We start from the raw sequence: 16,303 nt of genomic DNA, 5'->3' as shown, positions 1-16,303 counted from the left end.
TCACTAACGACGGTGGAAATGGCGTTGCCTTACCCAACGGATAAACGCTTAATCCAGATATGCCATTTACTACAGGATCAACCAGCCAGCCGCCAAAGTATTGATGAATGGGGAAAACGAGTTGGTTTGACCGGCCGTAGTGTTAGCCGCTTATTCATGAACCAAACCGGGATGACTTTTCAGAAGTGGCGTCAAAGAGTCAGACTTCTCCATGCATTATCTTTACTGCTAAAACCAGAACCCATCGCTCAGGTTGCTTATCAGTGTGGCTATGATTCTTTATCAGCATTTAATCAGGCGTTTAAACTTCAATTTGGTTGTACTGCAAGTCAGTTACCATTAACACTGATGCAACTATAGGGTTAAACTACCAATAGGACGAGGCTTTCATCTCCTCAACCAGAAAATCAATAAAGCCTCGTTGAAGCGGTGTCACTTGTTTACGATTGGCATACACCACATATACTCCTAGAGGTTTCGGCTCCCATTCGGTTAGCAGCTCAACTAGCTGACCATCTTCTATTAGAGGCTTAGCTGCAGCGACTGGCTGTAAACTGATTCCATGTCCTTTTGTTGTCGCAGCCAACAATACTTCAGATAAGTTCGAACTAACATTGCCTGATATTGCGACGGATTCAGGCCCGTTCGGTCCATCAAAAACCCACGCTGCTTTTCCATAGTAGGCAAAAGATAAACAGTTAAAGTAAGCCAGTGATTGGACATCGTCAGGCTTACCTCTTCTCTTGATATAGTCAGGTGCCGCACAAACAACTGAACGGCATTCTCCAATACGCTTCGCTACAACATTCGGCTCTAGGTCATTAGTAATACGAATTGCCAGATCAATTCGTGACTCAATCAAATTGACAGGATCGTCAGTGGTAAGAATATCAATAGAGGTCTGGGGCCACTTCTCAATGAACTTACCAACTGCATCGATAAGAAAAGTGTCTACAAGAGACAAACTGGTTGTCAGCCTGAGTTGACCTTTTAACTCCGTAGAATTCTGACTACGAATATTTTCAAGAGTTTCTGTCATTCCTAAAAGCTGATGAGCAACATTTAAAGTTTGTTCTCCAGCGGAGGTCAGGCTCAGGCGCCGGGTTGTTCGGTGTAAAAGCCGCGTATCCATCCAGGTTTCGAGTTCAGCAAGGTAACGAGATACTTTCGCCCGGGAAATGTCTAATTTGTCAGCCGCCCCACTTAAACTTCCCTGCTCAACAATCGTTGAAAATACACTGAGGGCTGTAAGCCTATCCATATCCACCACCTTATTAGACCGAAAAGTGAAACAGTAATAATCGAATTATAGGGTATTTGCGTTAATTATAAACCAATATAATCGTCTCCATTGAACAAACACGCGCATTACGTGTTTTCGTTAAACAACACAAGTAAAGGTCACCTATGAAAAAGCTAACAACAACTCTTACTGCCGGCGCACTACTTCTATCAGGTCAGGCTCTGGCGTCAGATCTAACCTTGCAACAATACAAACCAGGCGAAGACGCAATCTTCCCAGTCACATCTACATTGGTAAGCGGCCAGAAAGATGCGATTTTATTTGATGCTCAATTTAGCCTTAGCGACGGCCAGGCTCTGGTTAATATGATTAAAGAAAGTCACAAAGAACTAACCATGATTTACATCACGGCTGGTGACCCAGACTACTACTTCGGCCTGCAACCACTATTAAAAGCATTCCCGGATGCTAAAGTGGTTTCAAGCCCTTCAATTGTTGAACACATTAAGGACACCAAAGACGCGAAACTAGAATACTGGGGACCAATCCTCGGTGACGATGTCCCGACAGAACTGTTCGTTCCTCAGCCATCTGAGCAAACAACATTCTCACTTGAAGGCCACGATATCGAAGTTAAAGAAATGGGCACATACCAGGCTTATATGTGGATTCCATCACTAAAAACTGTCTTTGGTGGTGTGTCACTAACCTCTGGCATGCATGTTTGGACTGCAGATACACAAACAGAACAGGCTCGTGGTGCCTGGGTTCAGTCACTGGAGAACATGAAATCGCTTAACCCTGAACTGGTTATTCCTGCTCACTACTTAGGTGATGCACCTGAGAAAGATGAAGCGATTGATTTTACAATTGAGTACCTGAAAACATTCGAAGCTGCCTTATCTGAAGCGGACAAACTTGAAAGCAAGAAATCAGAAAAAGTCATTTCTATTATGAAAGAAGCTTATCCTGAACTACCTGGTGAAAGTGACTTAGAACTTGGCAGCCAGGTAAACACTGGCGAAATGGAATGGTAATTAGCCATTAATTAGCACTTAAGAGTCAGTCAACAACTGGCTGGCTCTCTTAAGGAGGATGCACTATGAATCCCCAATTAACTCAATTATCAGGGCTGAGATTCCAAATCGACTACCCTGACTTTTCATTTGAAAACCAATATCTGGATGAAAAGACGATTGTATGGAAATCGATCAACGGTCCATCAATGACAGGTAAAGCCGCCGGAGAAGAAGTGACCGAGCAGGCAACGGTTATAAACTTAGCCGTGAATCAATTCCTTGTCAGTTGGGTAGAAGAGAGTGGTTTAGGTGTCACGCAACATCTTAACTTCAGCTCAGGTCAAATCCATTCTCTTCTCCGTGATGATAAAAACATCATCGCCGAAACAGGCAAGTTAACCATTCTGAATTGAACCAAACAACAAAAGCAGGTTAAAAATGACGCATATTCACTACCGTAAAGCCGTTCAGCAAGACTTCGAGACGATTGCCGGTATGTTCGCCGCCAATATGGATCTTAGTGTATTCACTTCAGTAAGAGACGCAGACGCTCTTGAACACCTGGCAACCATTTTTGTTGCCGGTGATTTTATGCGCAGTACTTTTATTGAAATAGCAGAACACGACGGAAAAATATGCGGCGTCATTTTAGGTTCAACCAGATTGACTCGAGAAAAGGCAGTAGAATTTGACTACAAAGGGGTTGTCAAACAAGCTAAAGCGGCACTACAAACAACGGCTGCCGGACAACAAGTACTTAGAGAACTGAAGCAACAACAAAAATCGTTTGGTCAGATGCCGGAACATGATTGTGACAGTGAGTTATTGTTTTTCTGTGTCGACAACAATTATCGTCGTCACCAGATTGGGACCACCTTAGTCAATGCATTTGAGCATTATTTATCAAACATGAATGCGAAAGGCTACTCATTGCACACGGACAATAAATGCAGCTATCAATACTACGAAAAAAATGGATATCAACGTATTGAAACCCGCACTAGCCGTTATGATCCTCAGGTGGAACACTACACCTACATCAAAACTCTCGTTTAAAACCTGCAACCGGATATGGATGAAATCAAGAACATAATCCTGATTATTTATCTGTATCCAAAGCAAATCAGGAATATTATATGACAAGTAAAACTCACTCATCCCAACCCGTGAGTATGTTGCTGGTTACACTGTTGGCTTTGCTCACCGCGTTAGATGCAATGGCTATTGATCTGTATTTACCCGCCATGCCAACGATTGCAGAAGCACTACAAGTATCACCAGGTGAAGTCCAGCAGACACTGGCTGTCTTTTTAGCCGGTTTGGCCATTGGACAAGGTATCTATGGGCCTTTGCTCGACAGATTCGGCCGTAGAAGCCCATTACTGATTGGTGTCGGCATTTTTGTTGCTGGTTCTGTTATTGCAGCTCTTTCACCATCGATAGAATGGCTTCTAGTTGCCCGCTTTGTTCAAGCATTAGGTGCAGCGGCAGGCCTGGTCGCACCGAGAGCGATTATTGATGACCTATATGAGCTGGAAGATTCGGCACGTATGCAATCCATTCTAATGCAAGTAATGATGGTTGCGCCTATCGCAGCCCCAATTCTCGGTGGGGTACTGCTTCTTCACTGGCAATGGAGCAGTATTTTCTGGGTAATGGCAACACTTGGGTTGCTTGGTTTAGTATGGGGAACTAAAACGGTACCAAACTCTCAACCGGTAGAAGAACGAGTATCACTGAGTATAAAAGCAATAATCCATGGCTATGGCGGGTTACTTCTACAACCACGATTTGTCCTTTATACCATCGCAAGTGGTTTAGTACTTGGATCCTTTTTCTCTTATATCAGTGGCTCTTCTTTTGTCTTCATTGAACACTTTAAATTAAGTGCAACGCAGTACAGTCAAATATTTGCCGCCAACTCTGTTGGGCTTGTTATCGGTGGTGCAATCAGCAATCAACTGATCAAGCGTGGTTTATCAACCCACAAAATTATGATACTTGGTACTCTCGGTTATACACTGTTCGCTGGCGTATTACTGGTTGTCGTTGAGTTTTCTCTCTCTTCACTGCTCAGTTATGCTGCGTTGCTCAGTTTAACTATTGCGTGTTTAGGTCTTGTATTCGGCAACTTAGTCGCCTTAACCATAAATGCTTCAACATCACCGGCTGGTGTGACGTCTGCGATGATGGGTATGGCACAATACCTTCTGTCTGCCGTTATCGGATTTATTGTTAGCCTAACACCAACCAGTATTGTTCAGCTTCCAGCGACAATTGCAATTTGTGGAGCGATAGCAATCCTACTTTGTACAATTGCATCAAATATCAAGTCACAATCTTCCGATTTAAGAGCAATAGAGGGTTGAATTAAAATAAGGTTAGATACTTACAAATCAAGTAAGGTGAGGGTAACTCACCTTATATCGGGTATCAGATAAATTTGGTTAAATGTTGACCATATCAGTTCTATAGAAATAATCATAAACACGGAATGGGGAATTTCTGAGTTACGAAGTGCCAACTGTGAAGGTTCTTGGACAAAAAAGCGTTAGCAAAGATCGTCATTTAGTGTGATCGCAACACTTGATAATCACAGGCTTGCTCCCGATTCATTTTGTATCAATAGTAATTATTTTTTGAGGATCAAAACCAGAAACTAACTCATGTTCAACATACCCACGTTGATTTGTATGGAAGTTTATGCCGAAGTCTATTTGTTCATTGCAATCATGATTGTGCCCGTAACACCAAACTGCAATTTTATTCGCAATAGTTTCAAACTCATCACAGTGTGACGCAAAAGCAGGGGCAAGTGGGCTTCCGAGGTATTCAACCTGAATCAGACTTCTTGATGGAAGATGGTGGGTAACAATGACGTTTTTTTGCTCTGGCGACTGCTTCACAGAATGATAAAGCCATTGTCTCGATTCACGGTGAAGACTTTGGCTATCTTGGGGAGTAAAAACATTTCCATGATAAAGAATTTGCTTAAAGTCATTCATTCGACCTTCTGCTATCTTCATTGAAACATCGGTGCTGCCATCGAGACAAAAATCTGTCCATAACGTGCATCCATGAAAACGAACGCCTTCGATAACGATACTGTCATTTTCTAATAAATGGACATTCTCATATTGGTTCGCTTTAACGCGACATTGACCTATCAGTGAATCTAGAGAAGCGCCATAGGCTTCGTGGTTGCCCAGAACATAAATCACGGGCACATCAAATTGCGAAGCCCAATCGATACCCTGAGTCCCTATGTGAATATCGCCGCTCAGTACTATCACATCGGCATCAGATTGAGGTACTTCCATTGAACCGAATTCCAAGTGGAGATCCGAAAGGTGACAGATTTTCAATATACTTCCCCCCGCTAAAAGCCTTTAGGATAATAATAAACACAGGCAAGAATTGGTCAATGAGAACAGAGACCGAGTATCTAAAATCAATTTAATGCGTACTTAAACACATTCGAAAACAAACTCGCATTATGCCTTATCTGTATCCATCATTCCGATTTTGCATCAGCTCCATGCTCGGAAAGCTGAGCACCAAACCATCTATGTATTGCGGTGACCATACTTAACTCTTTAGTTTCAAAGGTGATCTGTGCACCTTCAGGAAGTTCTGAATATGACACGTTAACTTTTGAGGGATTAGCGCTAAGTTTCGCAATTCCAGGCATATCAGCGCCATGTAATTTTGTTGGGTCTGAATAATTTCCGTGTTTAAACATTTGTGCTTCGTGCTCTAAATGTTGCCGAATAAGTAAGATTTGTTCAGTTTCTTCTGTGTCCCTCGCCAAAACCTTCTGGACGCCACCTGAATCCGTCATTTTGAACACATGAAGCGTTTTAGACATGTCGAAGGGCATTACCTGATGCGACATATGATGCACCTGCTCTTGCTTGGTTTGTGCGAAGGCTCCCAGGTGGACAAAGAGCAGCATGACCGCAGGGGTTACCGTAAGTAGTGTCACCTTATGTTTTGTAGAAATCATTTACGTCCCTCTTTAGTGAATTGACAGTCACTATCCGTTTCGACAGCATTTTTATTTATAGACACACAAATATCAGGCTCAAGCGTGGATGCCACATGTGCATTTAACCAATGGGAAAATCGTCAAAACTACTGGCATTAAGTAAAATTACTTCAATTTCTTCAGTAATCTCTTCCCGGCGTAAAATATGGCATTGCTGGGTCAACTCATCCGCTTTAGTTTCAAGATGTTTAACCGCGCCTTCAAGATGCATGATTCGATTGTGATTTTCCTCTAACAGAGAGGTATAAACAATTTCATGCAGAGCAGTAAAAAGAAACTGCTCGGCTACTTTGAGCAAAAAGTCTGCCGGAGGTAAGTTTAGCTCCGGAGGAGTCTGAAAATTCGCTGGCTGTTTCTCTTTCTGCTGAAATGGCGGCAATAGTTTTTTTGTGATAATCCCCTGTTCGCCACTGTGGTAAACGCCGTATAAACCCATCAACGGCTGTTCCTGCTGAATCTTAGTCAGTACCTGAACGGTTTGTTCGAGAACGTTAGGCACCTCTTCGACAACATTTGGCCCTTCAATCTGCGCATATACATGAACATCGTCTTGCATTAAGTTATAGAGCTTGCGGCCAACCGTAATTAAAGTGGGCTTTACATTGGAAGGAATCGTTAAGAGCTGCTCAATATAATCCACCAGCTCCTGATTGAAGTCACCACAGAACCCGCGTTCAGATCCAATTAAAAGATAAACCGGGAAGACTTCGGACTCTTGGAGTTGAGTTCCTGGATAAAAACTAAGAAAGTCGTTAGCCGCTGAACTGATGGCATCCAGAGCTCGATGTTGAGTATCAAGGAATGCACCCAACTTATGCGTTTCCATGTAAGCTAACATTTTCATCGCATCTAAGATTTTTATAATTTCGTTCAGACTATGATGGTGATTGTCCAGATCGAGGCGTCGGCTCATCACTTACTGCCCTGTATGTTGTTAGGTGATAACCATTTAGCGACCGCTACACTCCATTCATCTTTGGGGCTATCAAGGGTTAAGCTTGAAGATTTCACCTCCTGCTCTAGAAGTTTGAGACGCGACGACACTTCTTTTCGTTCGCAGTCCTTGAAATGTCCATCATTAAAAGCGACAAGCCATGCCAGTTGAAAAGTCTCGTGAAGCGGAGAAAACTGCTCTTGCTTGAGAATCTCCCTTAATACCAGACCACGTTGAATCGCTTGCTCCATAGAAGCCTCAAGCCGGGCCCCAAAGCGAGTGAAACTCTCCAGCTCGAGAAACTGCAGATAGTGTAACTTCATACTTCCGGCTTCTTCCTTGATTCTGGGATGTTGCGCTTGTCCGCCGATACGAGAAACCGATCGAGCGATATCAATGGCCGGACGAAAACCGGCTGAAAACAATCCGCGTTCCAGATAGATTTGTCCGTCAGTAATGGAAATTAAGTTGGTCGGAATATAATCGGCGATTTCTCCCTGTTTAGTTTCAACGATTGGTAACGCCGTCATGCTACCACCACCATGAGACGGACTCAGACAGGTAGTCCGTTCCAATAACCCAGCATGGACTGAAAAAATATCACCAGGATAAGCTTCCCGCCCGGGAGGACGACGCAGAAGCAATGACAGTTCTCGGTAGATTTTGGCATGCGTACTGAGATCATCATAGACAACAAGAATATCGTGCCCCTGTTGCATCCAATACTCAGCGATAGTACAGCCGGCAAAAGGCGCTATATGCTGTAATCCTGGCAAGCTACTCGCTTCCGCGACAACGACAGTGGTGTATTCAAGCGCACCAAACTCTCGTAATATCTCAATCGTCTTAATGACCGTCGAGCGCCTTTGCCCAATGAGCACATAAACACACCGCACATTTCTGCCTCGTTGGTTAATCACGGTATCAAGTGCCAGAGCACTACGCCCTAGGCCTTCGTCACCAATAAGCAACTGTCTCTGCCCTTTACCTATCGGGATTAGGGTATCTATGATCTTGATGCCCGTATACAAAGGCGCATTCACAAAATCACGGCTGATTATCGGCGGTGACAATGTATCGAGACGCATCCATGCTGATGGGATTGGGGCCGCTTCCCCATCATGTGGACTACCCAGCGGATCAATAACCCGGCCAAGCAAATTGTCACCCACCGGGACACTTAAAGAGTGACTGGAGTGATGAACCGAGGTTCCGGCGGTCAATAAGCTGGTTTCATGCAACAGCACTGCACTGACCAACTCCTCCGTCAGGTCAAACACCATTGCCTGACTGCCATCCTCCATGGTTAAGATATCGTTCATCGCTGCCGAAGGAAGCCCAGATATTCTGGCAATGCCATCTCCGATGGACAGCACAACGCCCCGTTCTTCAAGCCGTAGCCCCGGTTTATAGTCCTTGATCCACATAGCCTGCTGGGTCAACGGGCTATTGAGTTTGTCTTCATCGGGTAACATAGGCAAACTCCATAAACCCTTTTAAATCATCTCTTATATTGGCACGCAAACACCAGGCACCTATGGTGATAAACAACCCAGCGATCAACTCAGGGTTTTCATCATATTGCACAGGGATGGATAATTGGCTGACGGTCTTCAGGGCGCTTTCCAGCTCTAGCCGTTTTTGTTCAGGTATTGGATAAGCGCTGCTTACCTCAATAACTTCAGGCATGACTCCCCATTGATGTAACAAACTGGCCGCTTGCTCCTCAGAAAGGGAAGATAAATCCTCCAACAGAATATCCAGCAACCTAGCCTCCAGCTCAGGTCCAGAAGCCCTACTCAGCAGAGAAGCAGCAAATTGAGCGCTCTGGTGTAACGCCTGTTGTTCACTATCACGAATCGCTTCCATACGCTGGCGAGACTCAACCACTTGCGCTTTTTTCTTTTCCTGTTCAATCGACTGCTTCAATAAACCTAACTGGGATACCCGCTCAGCATCAATTTCCCGGCGCAGAGCCTCTCTTGCCTGCTGACACTGATGCTCCCAATTAACCAGGCGATTTTCATATTCATCTTTCAGTGCTGCCGATTCATCATTAAGTCGTTGAGATTCAAGTAACTGTTTATCAATATCCGCCTGGCGCTGACTAACCACCGCCTTTACCGGCTTAAACAGAAAGCGTTTGAGAATCCAGATCAACACCAAAAAATTGATGATTTCCAGAACAAAAGTAGTCCAGCTAAACTCCACAGTAATTGCTCCTCAACGTGGGTGATAAACCATCATAGAGTGGCTAGCAGACGCTATTTGATAAGGTATTCAAGCAATGGGTTACGGAAAAGCACAATCAACACAATAACGAGTACATAAATGGCCAGTGACTCTATCATTGCCAACCCGATAAAAAGCGTCCGCATAATTGACTTTTCAGCCTCAGGCTGACGTGCCAAAGCATCCATCGCCCGACTCACGGCCCACCCCATGGCTATCGCTGGAGCAAGCACACCAATAGAAATACCGATAATGGCAACAGCGGTTGAAGTCAGAACAAAGGTTGATAACTCATTCATGAGTGGCTCCTTCTTGTTGCTGTTGTTGATATTGTAGGCTACCCGCAATATATATGAGGGCGAGCATGCCGAAGATATAAGCCTGAACTAAGGCTTCAATGACATGGAGCATTAAAATGGGAACTGGCGCCAAAAATCCTGCGACTAACAAAAATAGCAAGGCTGCCATTTCCAGGCTCATCATGTTGCCAAATAACCTCACCGCTAAAGCAACCGTACGGGTTATTTCCCCGATAATGTGGAACGGCAATAGAATCGGGCTGGGTTTTAAATAATGGCTTAAGTAAAGCTTTATTCCTTGCAGACGAATGCCGTACCAGTGTGTCGAAAGAAATACAATGATTGCCAGTGCAGAGGTAGCAGATAAGTCGCGTGTTGGAGAGTGAACGCCCGGAATAAGCCCACACAGGTTGGCGATAACGAGAAATATCCATAGGCTGCCAATAAATGGCATCAGGCTTTTAACATGTTGAGGAGCGACTTCTCTAATCACATTTTCAATACTGGCAATCATACCTTCAATGGCAGTCTGTACCAGCCCGGGCTTTATAGATAACTGATGTGACAAAATCCAGGCAAACAACCCGATCACGCCCATGATTCCCCATGTTGTGACTACCGTATTATCTATCATAATGGCCGCCCCACTGAGTCGGTTTAGTTAATCCCGGTTAAAACCCATAGCACTATTGCCGAATTAAAAGGTAGACATTGATCATCCCAACGATCACGCCGATCAAGATAAAACTGATTGTCCAGCGAACCGAATATCCCTCTATCATGCTGTCTATCCAGTGCCCGAGGTAAGCGCCGCCCACAATAGGTAACGCAAGCAATAGCCCCAGGGTTCCAAGATAAATAGTTTGGCCGATAAGGGTATGTCGTTCGCGCTCAGCCTTCTTCATACGATCAACCTGACGCTCGGTTTTCTTTTTCAAATCATCAAGTTTACGCATAGCACTAAAGTGTCTCTCTTTTGCCTATTTTCCATAGCCGCATAAATACCTCTTCTTCCATGTGGCGTAGGCTCTGTTTAAACGTCTGTGAATTTTGTTCTTCTGCCAGTACTTGTTGCTCCAGTGCCTGGCTAATACGGCTATAGTCATCATCGATCAAAAAGCGGTAAGTACATAATGTCAGATGATTATTTTTAAAATAGAGCACCCCACCAGCCGCTGCCAGGTATTTCCAGTCACTATCTCCTGTACGGTACTTAGCAATTCCCGTAGATAGAACCGTCATAAAACGACTGTGATTCGCCAACAATCCGAAGCTACCCGTTTGGTCTTCACCAATAAACGAAGTGACACCCTCAATCTCTTTAGAGTGCGTGGCATCCAGCAGGCTAATCACAAAACTTTTCATCGTGGTTGGTTCTCCATACTCCCCTGCATATAACAGCGCTCTTCCGGAATTTCGTCGAAATGACCAAGCAGAAAATGTTCACAGTCATTTAGCGTAGTTTCCAGCGGCACGGATACCCCCGGCATCCCGGTATGTGCTGCTGTTGTACAAAATGGCTGGGTCAGATAACGCTGGAGCTTGCGGGCACGCATGATGATGGTGCGATCAGCCTGTGACAACTCACCGACTCCTAACATGGTGATAATATCTTCCAGCTCATGGTAACGAGCTAAATGTTCCCGGACACCTTCAGCAATACTGTAGTGACGTTCACCTAAAGTATGCCTGTCCATAAGCTTATTGCTGGACTGCAACACATCGACCGCAGGGTAAATCCCTTTGCCGGCTTGTGCCCGGGATAACATAACCGTGCTATCAAGGTGACTTAAGATGGTACTGACAGCGGGATCGGTCATATCATCAGCCGGAACATAAACAGCCTGCACCGAAGTGATGGTTCCATTTTTCGTGGAAAGAATGCGGTCCTGAATCTCAGCAATATCGGTCGACAGTGTCGGTTGATAGCCTACCGTAGCTGGCATCCGTCCGAGCAAACTGGATACTTCACTGCCCGCCTGCACGAAGCGGAATATATTATCCATGACGAACAGAACATCTTTTTTCAGGGTATCGCGAAGGTATTCCGCATAGGTCAGAGCCGATAGTCCTATGCGAAAACGAACGCCCGGCGACTCATCCATTTGCCCGAACACCATTAATGTCTGTGGCAGTACCCCTGCATCTCGGATAGCGTGCCAAAGTTCATGGCCTTCGCGTATGCGTTCACCAATTCCGGAAAAAACCGACACCCCCTGATGTAATGAAGCCATCGCATGCATGAACTCCATAATTAACACCGTCTTGCCGACCCCAGCACCACCGAGTAATCCCGTTTTCGCTCCCTCAATAAAAGGACAGAGAAGATCGATAACTTTGATTCCCGTTTCTAATACGTTTCCGGCACCGACAGATTGATGAATCGGCACTGGGGCACTGTGAACATTGCGAAACATTGACGCATTGAGTTCACTCCCGCCATCCAGCGGTTCACCAAAAATATTGAGTAGACGCCCAAGGCAATCCGGCGTAACCGGAACATGAAGCGAAGCCCCGGTATCATAGACGGTAACCCCACGATGCAAGGAAGAGGTTTTATGCAGAATAATGGCGCGGATATGTCGCTTATCAAGATGTTGATGAACCTCAAACAGATAGGTTTCATTATAGACATTGGCACATAAAGCCTGATGCAAGGGGGGCAAGGTATCACAGGCAACGACGGTTACCGGGCCATGTATTTCAGTAATGACACCTACCGGGACTTGTTTCCTTCCTAACGCCATTATTTACACCCCTGCAAAGGCATATCTGCTTTTTAGCAATTTTATTAACGGAAGCGCACCAACTTCTGTTTTTAGTGTAGCTTATAAGTAGTTACGTTGAGCGAGCGTGAATTGAAGTTTTAGGCAAACAATAGCGAATATTGAACAATTCAATGTCGCTGGTTGCATGTCATACTTTATAGGAACCGTCTTAACGGAAATTGCATGAGCTCCATTGATTTTAAAGGATTAAGCACCGATAGAGCTCATTGTCTTACGACTAATCAGCGCAATGGAGATATTCTACAATGGAATATACAACATTAAGTAACAACCTAGAGATGCCGATGGCTGGCTTTGGTGTTTTTCAGGTAACCGACAAAGAAGAATGCAAACAGTCAGTACTCAGTGCTATCCGTGCTGGCTATCGCCTTATTGATACCGCCGCCGTCTATGGTAATGAAGATGCCGTCGGTGAAGCAGTACGTGAAGCCATTGAAGAAGGCATTTGTACGCGCGAAGAGTTATTTATCACCTCAAAATTGTGGGTTCAAGACATGGCGAATTACGATACGGCTAAAGCTGGTATCGAAGCGTCACTGGAAAAGTCTGGTCTAGAGTATTTCGATCTATATCTACTACACCAGGCAATGCGAGACTACTTTAGCGCTTGGCGCGCAATGGAAGATGCGTACGAAGAAGGCAAGCTTAAGGCTATTGGTGTGTCGAACTTCTATGCGCATGTGCTGGCGAACTTCTGTGAAACAGTAAAAGTTACACCAATGGTCAACCAAATTGAGTTACACCCCTACCACGCTCAACCAGCAGCGCTGGAAACAATGAAGCATTACGGCGTTCAGCCTGAAGCATGGGCACCATTAGGTGGCGGCCGTCATAAACCTTTTGAAGATGAGATGCTAAAAGGTATTGCACAAGCGCATGGTAAAACAGTAGCTCAAGTGATTCTGCGTTGGAATTTACAGCGTGGTGTAACGGTGATCCCTAAATCGGTGAAGCAAGAGCGTATTGAAGAAAACTTCGATATCTGGGATTTCACGCTTTCAGATGAAGAGATGGAGAAAATCAGCAGCCTAGATTTAGGTTATGTTGGCGATGCAGTTAAGCACTTCAACCCTGATTTTGTACGTGGCTGTCTCGGCGTGAAGATTCACGACTAAAAAACACGGTTCCTGCGAGGAGAAGTCAGAAACACCGTTGGTTAGTTGTGTATCAGAATATTCTCGCCGGAACCGTACCCAACGACGAAAAAGTCCCTCATCTTAAGAGGGACTTTTGTCGGTTTACGCAGTGAGTTCTTCAGCTTGTGGCAACGCTTCTGTTTGTTCTTCTTTCTCTGAAACGCCCGAGAGTTGCATCATCAATTGTTTAACCAAAATCGCATAGATAAACATCATAGGTAACCCAGCGACAACGCACAGTGACTTGATTGTACTTATACCACCGCCGCTCAAGAACACACTGAAACTGATCAGTGCAATCGCCCCAGCCCACAGCAACTTCACCTTGTTATCCGGATCCCCACTTAGCGACAATCGGTTCGTGGTTAACATTGATGTCGAGACACTTGCACTCGACATCGTGGTTAGCATTAAAAAGAACTGAATCACCAAGAATACGGTCAGGATGGCACTATTCGCTGGCAAGGTTTTAATCAGTGAGACAACTGCAAAAGTCAGCCCTCCATCACTCATCCACTGCTGAACTGGGTAACCCCCAATAAGCTGCGCCCAGATCGCGTATCCACCAAAAATAGAGATAAAGAAAGCACAGCCTAATGAGCCCATGGAAATAGTGTACAAAATCACTTCACGGATGGTTCGGCCTCTCGAAATACGGGTAATGAATAACCCCATCATGATCAAATACGCGTAGTACCAGAACCAGTAATATTGCGTCCACCCTTGTGGGAAACCACTTTGCTGAACAGGATCTGTCCAAAGTGACATGCGGAAAAAGCTGTCTAACATGACGCCGATAGAGTCAGTGAAATTATTTAAAATAAATGGCGTGTTTGACGTAAACAGAACAAATATCGCAAAACCTATCGCCGAGATTACCGTATAGTCAGAGACTTTGTTGATACCTTTATTGAAGCCGACCAGTGTGACCGCAAATAAGACGGCTACGAACAGTAAAATAATACTTCCCTGCAGTGCCAACGTATTTTCAATACCAAGCAGTTCAGATACGCCGGTACTTAACAGAGTTACCGTTAGAGCCAGTGAACTGGCAAAAGCAGCCAAGGTACCAAATATCGCAATCAGGTCGATACACTTACCTAAAACCGGGTTCTTACCTATGACGGGTTCACACAGTGTAGAAAGCTTCAATGTGCGTTTCTTTTGCACGTAAAATGCGTAGGCAAATGGTATTGCAGGGAAACAGTAGATTGCCCAACCTGTTATGCCCCAGTGAAAAATTGAGTAAGTGACTGACCAAGCTGCTGCAGAATAGCTATTAGCCTCTGCAAACAACGGTGGTGACTGCAAATAATACATCGGTTCGCCAATTCCCCAATAGATTAGAGATGCACCAACACCCGCTGTAAATATCATCCCGCCGTACGAGAAGTTTGAATATTCAGGTTTGTCATCACTCAGACGGATATCACCGTATTTAGAAAAGGCTAACCAAAATAGAAAACCCACTAAGGCCAAACTCGCTAACTGTACTAACCAACCAAACCAGTTGTTTACAAAGCTCATGGCACTACCGGCCATTGCTTGCGATTGCTCAGGGAACATGGCAGAGACAATCAAAAGAAATACAACCAGTATGATTGCCGGAATTGTCAGTCCAAAATTAAGGTTCTTCATCGGTGGTTCCCCCACTCTGCTAAGGCCTGAATATGAGCGGGTTCAATGCCACAGCATCCACCAATGATGGTCGCACCGAATTGATGCCATCTCTTGGCAAACTCCAGGTACTCTTGTGGTGAAAAGTGTCTTAGTTGCTGAATGGTGTCGTTAGCTTGGTGTCCGCTTTTAATCGGTGTAAAGCTATTCGCAAAGACGCCGACCGTCAGTTCTCTGCCTGTACGCTCAAGAATCTGATTTACATCTTGAATCGCTTGCTCGATAACTTCAGGAACCGAACAGTTAAAGAAAATACCAGCCGCTTGCGTATCTAAAAGTGCCGCAACCGCATCGCTGACTAACTCGCCAGAACGAAGACGTGCTTCTTGTTCAGGTTCATCTAACAAGGTAAATGCAAGATAAAAAGGCTTATCCGTTTTCTTTAGCACATCTGAAATAACTTTCGCTTCTGCGAGACTGGCGACCGTTTCGGCAAGCCATATATCGACATAGTCATCTTGAGCGTCAAACAGGGTTGAGCTAATTTCATACGCTTTTGTTGCTTCAAATAGATCCGGACGATATGAACCAAAGGCAGGAGGGATAGAACCTGCAACCAATACCTCCTGTTGAGACTCAGTCACCACATCGCGAGCAATCTTTGCGGCGCTTTCCGCAAGTTCTGCACCACGCTCGGAATACAGTTCATCTCCTAAATGGAAAGGTACGCAGGCATAGCTATTCACAGTGATAACCTGTGCGCCCGCCGCTATAAAACCCTGGTGAGCTTGCTTGACATGTTGCGGAGATTCGATGAGCGCTTGCGCACTCCAAAGTGGTTGAGAAAAAGGAGCACCGATACGTTTTAGTTCGCGCCCCATACCACCATCCAAGATTGTAACCTTTGCCATTTTAGACTTCTATACTGCTAACTAACTAGACGCTCATTAAAGCACAATGCACGGTAAGCGAAAGTGACACTTCCT

Annotated in this window: 19 protein-coding genes; 6 read left to right on the top strand and 13 right to left on the bottom strand. The window is 44.9% G+C overall.

Going from position 1 to position 16,303, the window contains the following annotated elements:
- The coding region (locus RXX31_RS16985) for an AraC family transcriptional regulator (protein ID WP_317590809.1) at nucleotides 1-360 on the top strand (360 nt) is incomplete at its 5' end.
- A 7-nt stretch (nucleotides 361-367) separates the two neighbouring features.
- Here the strand turns inward: RXX31_RS16985 and RXX31_RS16980 are convergent.
- A complete protein-coding gene (locus RXX31_RS16980) occupies nucleotides 368-1,261 on the bottom strand; it encodes a LysR family transcriptional regulator (RefSeq protein ID WP_317590808.1) in 894 nt (297 codons plus the stop codon).
- Nucleotides 1,262-1,407: 146 nt separating this feature from the next.
- Here RXX31_RS16980 and RXX31_RS16975 point away from each other — a divergent pair, with 146 nt between their 5' ends.
- The 4 genes from RXX31_RS16975 (at nucleotide 1,408) to RXX31_RS16960 (ending at nucleotide 4,631) form a co-directional block, all read left to right on the top strand.
- A complete protein-coding gene (locus tag RXX31_RS16975) occupies nucleotides 1,408-2,280 on the top strand; it encodes a Vmh family MBL fold metallo-hydrolase (protein WP_317590807.1) in 873 nt (290 codons plus the stop codon).
- A 65-nt stretch (nucleotides 2,281-2,345) separates the two neighbouring features.
- Nucleotides 2,346-2,675: a MoaF-related domain-containing protein gene (locus RXX31_RS16970; RefSeq protein ID WP_144132215.1), complete on the top strand. Its 330-nt coding sequence runs from the start codon at nucleotides 2,346-2,348 to the stop codon at nucleotides 2,673-2,675.
- A gap of 25 nt (nucleotides 2,676-2,700) precedes the next feature.
- Entirely contained in the window at nucleotides 2,701-3,318 is a 618-nt protein-coding gene (locus RXX31_RS16965) for a GNAT family N-acetyltransferase (RefSeq protein WP_317590806.1), read from the top strand.
- An 80-nt stretch (nucleotides 3,319-3,398) separates the two neighbouring features.
- Entirely contained in the window at nucleotides 3,399-4,631 is a 1,233-nt protein-coding gene (locus tag RXX31_RS16960; RefSeq protein WP_317590805.1) for a multidrug effflux MFS transporter, read from the top strand.
- 243 nt (nucleotides 4,632-4,874) lie between these two features.
- Here the strand turns inward: RXX31_RS16960 and RXX31_RS16955 are convergent, their stop codons facing one another.
- The 10 genes from RXX31_RS16955 to atpD form a co-directional block, all read right to left on the bottom strand.
- Nucleotides 4,875-5,627, bottom strand: coding sequence for a metallophosphoesterase (locus RXX31_RS16955; RefSeq protein WP_317590804.1), 753 nt, complete (start codon nucleotides 5,625-5,627; stop codon nucleotides 4,875-4,877).
- 149 nt (nucleotides 5,628-5,776) lie between these two features.
- The gene (locus RXX31_RS16950) at nucleotides 5,777-6,268 is read right to left on the bottom strand and encodes a hypothetical protein (protein WP_317590803.1); all 492 of its coding nucleotides are present in this window, start codon (nucleotides 6,266-6,268) and stop codon (nucleotides 5,777-5,779) included.
- Nucleotides 6,269-6,371: 103 nt separating this feature from the next.
- Nucleotides 6,372-7,223 carry a F0F1 ATP synthase subunit gamma gene (locus RXX31_RS16945; protein ID WP_317590802.1) on the bottom strand — a complete coding sequence of 284 codons (852 nt, stop codon included), beginning with the start codon at nucleotides 7,221-7,223 and terminating at the stop codon, nucleotides 6,372-6,374.
- Nucleotides 7,223-8,719 (bottom strand): F0F1 ATP synthase subunit alpha, encoded by a 1,497-nt coding sequence (locus RXX31_RS16940; RefSeq protein ID WP_317590810.1) that lies wholly within the window; start codon nucleotides 8,717-8,719, stop codon nucleotides 7,223-7,225. Before RXX31_RS16940 ends, RXX31_RS16945 begins: the two co-directional genes overlap by 1 nt.
- Nucleotides 8,706-9,455, bottom strand: a complete 750-nt coding sequence (locus RXX31_RS16935) for a F0F1 ATP synthase subunit delta (RefSeq protein WP_317590801.1) — start codon at nucleotides 9,453-9,455, stop codon at nucleotides 8,706-8,708. The genes RXX31_RS16940 and RXX31_RS16935 overlap by 14 nt, the downstream gene beginning before the upstream one ends.
- A gap of 53 nt (nucleotides 9,456-9,508) precedes the next feature.
- Nucleotides 9,509-9,775: an ATP synthase F0 subunit C gene (gene atpE, locus RXX31_RS16930; protein ID WP_014234581.1), complete on the bottom strand. Its 267-nt coding sequence runs from the start codon at nucleotides 9,773-9,775 to the stop codon at nucleotides 9,509-9,511.
- The gene (locus RXX31_RS16925; protein ID WP_317590800.1) at nucleotides 9,768-10,409 is read right to left on the bottom strand and encodes a F0F1 ATP synthase subunit A; all 642 of its coding nucleotides are present in this window, start codon (nucleotides 10,407-10,409) and stop codon (nucleotides 9,768-9,770) included. Before RXX31_RS16925 ends, atpE begins: the two co-directional genes overlap by 8 nt.
- A 52-nt stretch (nucleotides 10,410-10,461) precedes the next feature.
- The gene (locus tag RXX31_RS16920) at nucleotides 10,462-10,731 is read right to left on the bottom strand and encodes an AtpZ/AtpI family protein (protein WP_317590799.1); all 270 of its coding nucleotides are present in this window, start codon (nucleotides 10,729-10,731) and stop codon (nucleotides 10,462-10,464) included.
- A 4-nt stretch (nucleotides 10,732-10,735) separates the two neighbouring features.
- A complete protein-coding gene (locus RXX31_RS16915; protein ID WP_317590798.1) occupies nucleotides 10,736-11,140 on the bottom strand; it encodes a F0F1 ATP synthase subunit epsilon in 405 nt (134 codons plus the stop codon).
- Nucleotides 11,137-12,522, bottom strand: coding sequence for a F0F1 ATP synthase subunit beta (atpD, locus tag RXX31_RS16910; RefSeq protein ID WP_317590797.1), 1,386 nt, complete (start codon nucleotides 12,520-12,522; stop codon nucleotides 11,137-11,139). Before atpD ends, RXX31_RS16915 begins: the two co-directional genes overlap by 4 nt.
- 287 nt (nucleotides 12,523-12,809) lie before the next feature.
- Here atpD and RXX31_RS16905 point away from each other — a divergent pair, with 287 nt between their 5' ends.
- Nucleotides 12,810-13,679, top strand: a complete 870-nt coding sequence (locus tag RXX31_RS16905; protein ID WP_317590796.1) for an aldo/keto reductase — start codon at nucleotides 12,810-12,812, stop codon at nucleotides 13,677-13,679.
- 123 nt (nucleotides 13,680-13,802) lie between these two features.
- Here RXX31_RS16905 and RXX31_RS16900 read toward each other — a convergent pair whose 3' ends face one another.
- On the bottom strand, nucleotides 13,803-15,338 hold the full coding sequence (locus RXX31_RS16900) for a BCCT family transporter (protein WP_317590795.1): 1,536 nt from the start codon (nucleotides 15,336-15,338) through the stop codon (nucleotides 13,803-13,805).
- Nucleotides 15,335-16,228: a homocysteine S-methyltransferase family protein gene (locus tag RXX31_RS16895; protein ID WP_317590794.1), complete on the bottom strand. Its 894-nt coding sequence runs from the start codon at nucleotides 16,226-16,228 to the stop codon at nucleotides 15,335-15,337. The genes RXX31_RS16900 and RXX31_RS16895 overlap by 4 nt, the downstream gene beginning before the upstream one ends.
- Between the last annotated feature and the right edge of the window lie 75 nt (nucleotides 16,229-16,303).

This window comes from Vibrio sp. EA2, from assembly GCF_033042495.1.
In the GTDB taxonomy this organism is placed as follows: Bacteria; Pseudomonadota; Gammaproteobacteria; order Enterobacterales; family Vibrionaceae; genus Vibrio.
The sequence above is the reverse complement of the archived record's forward strand: the minus strand, read 5'-3'. Positions and strand labels throughout refer to the sequence as shown.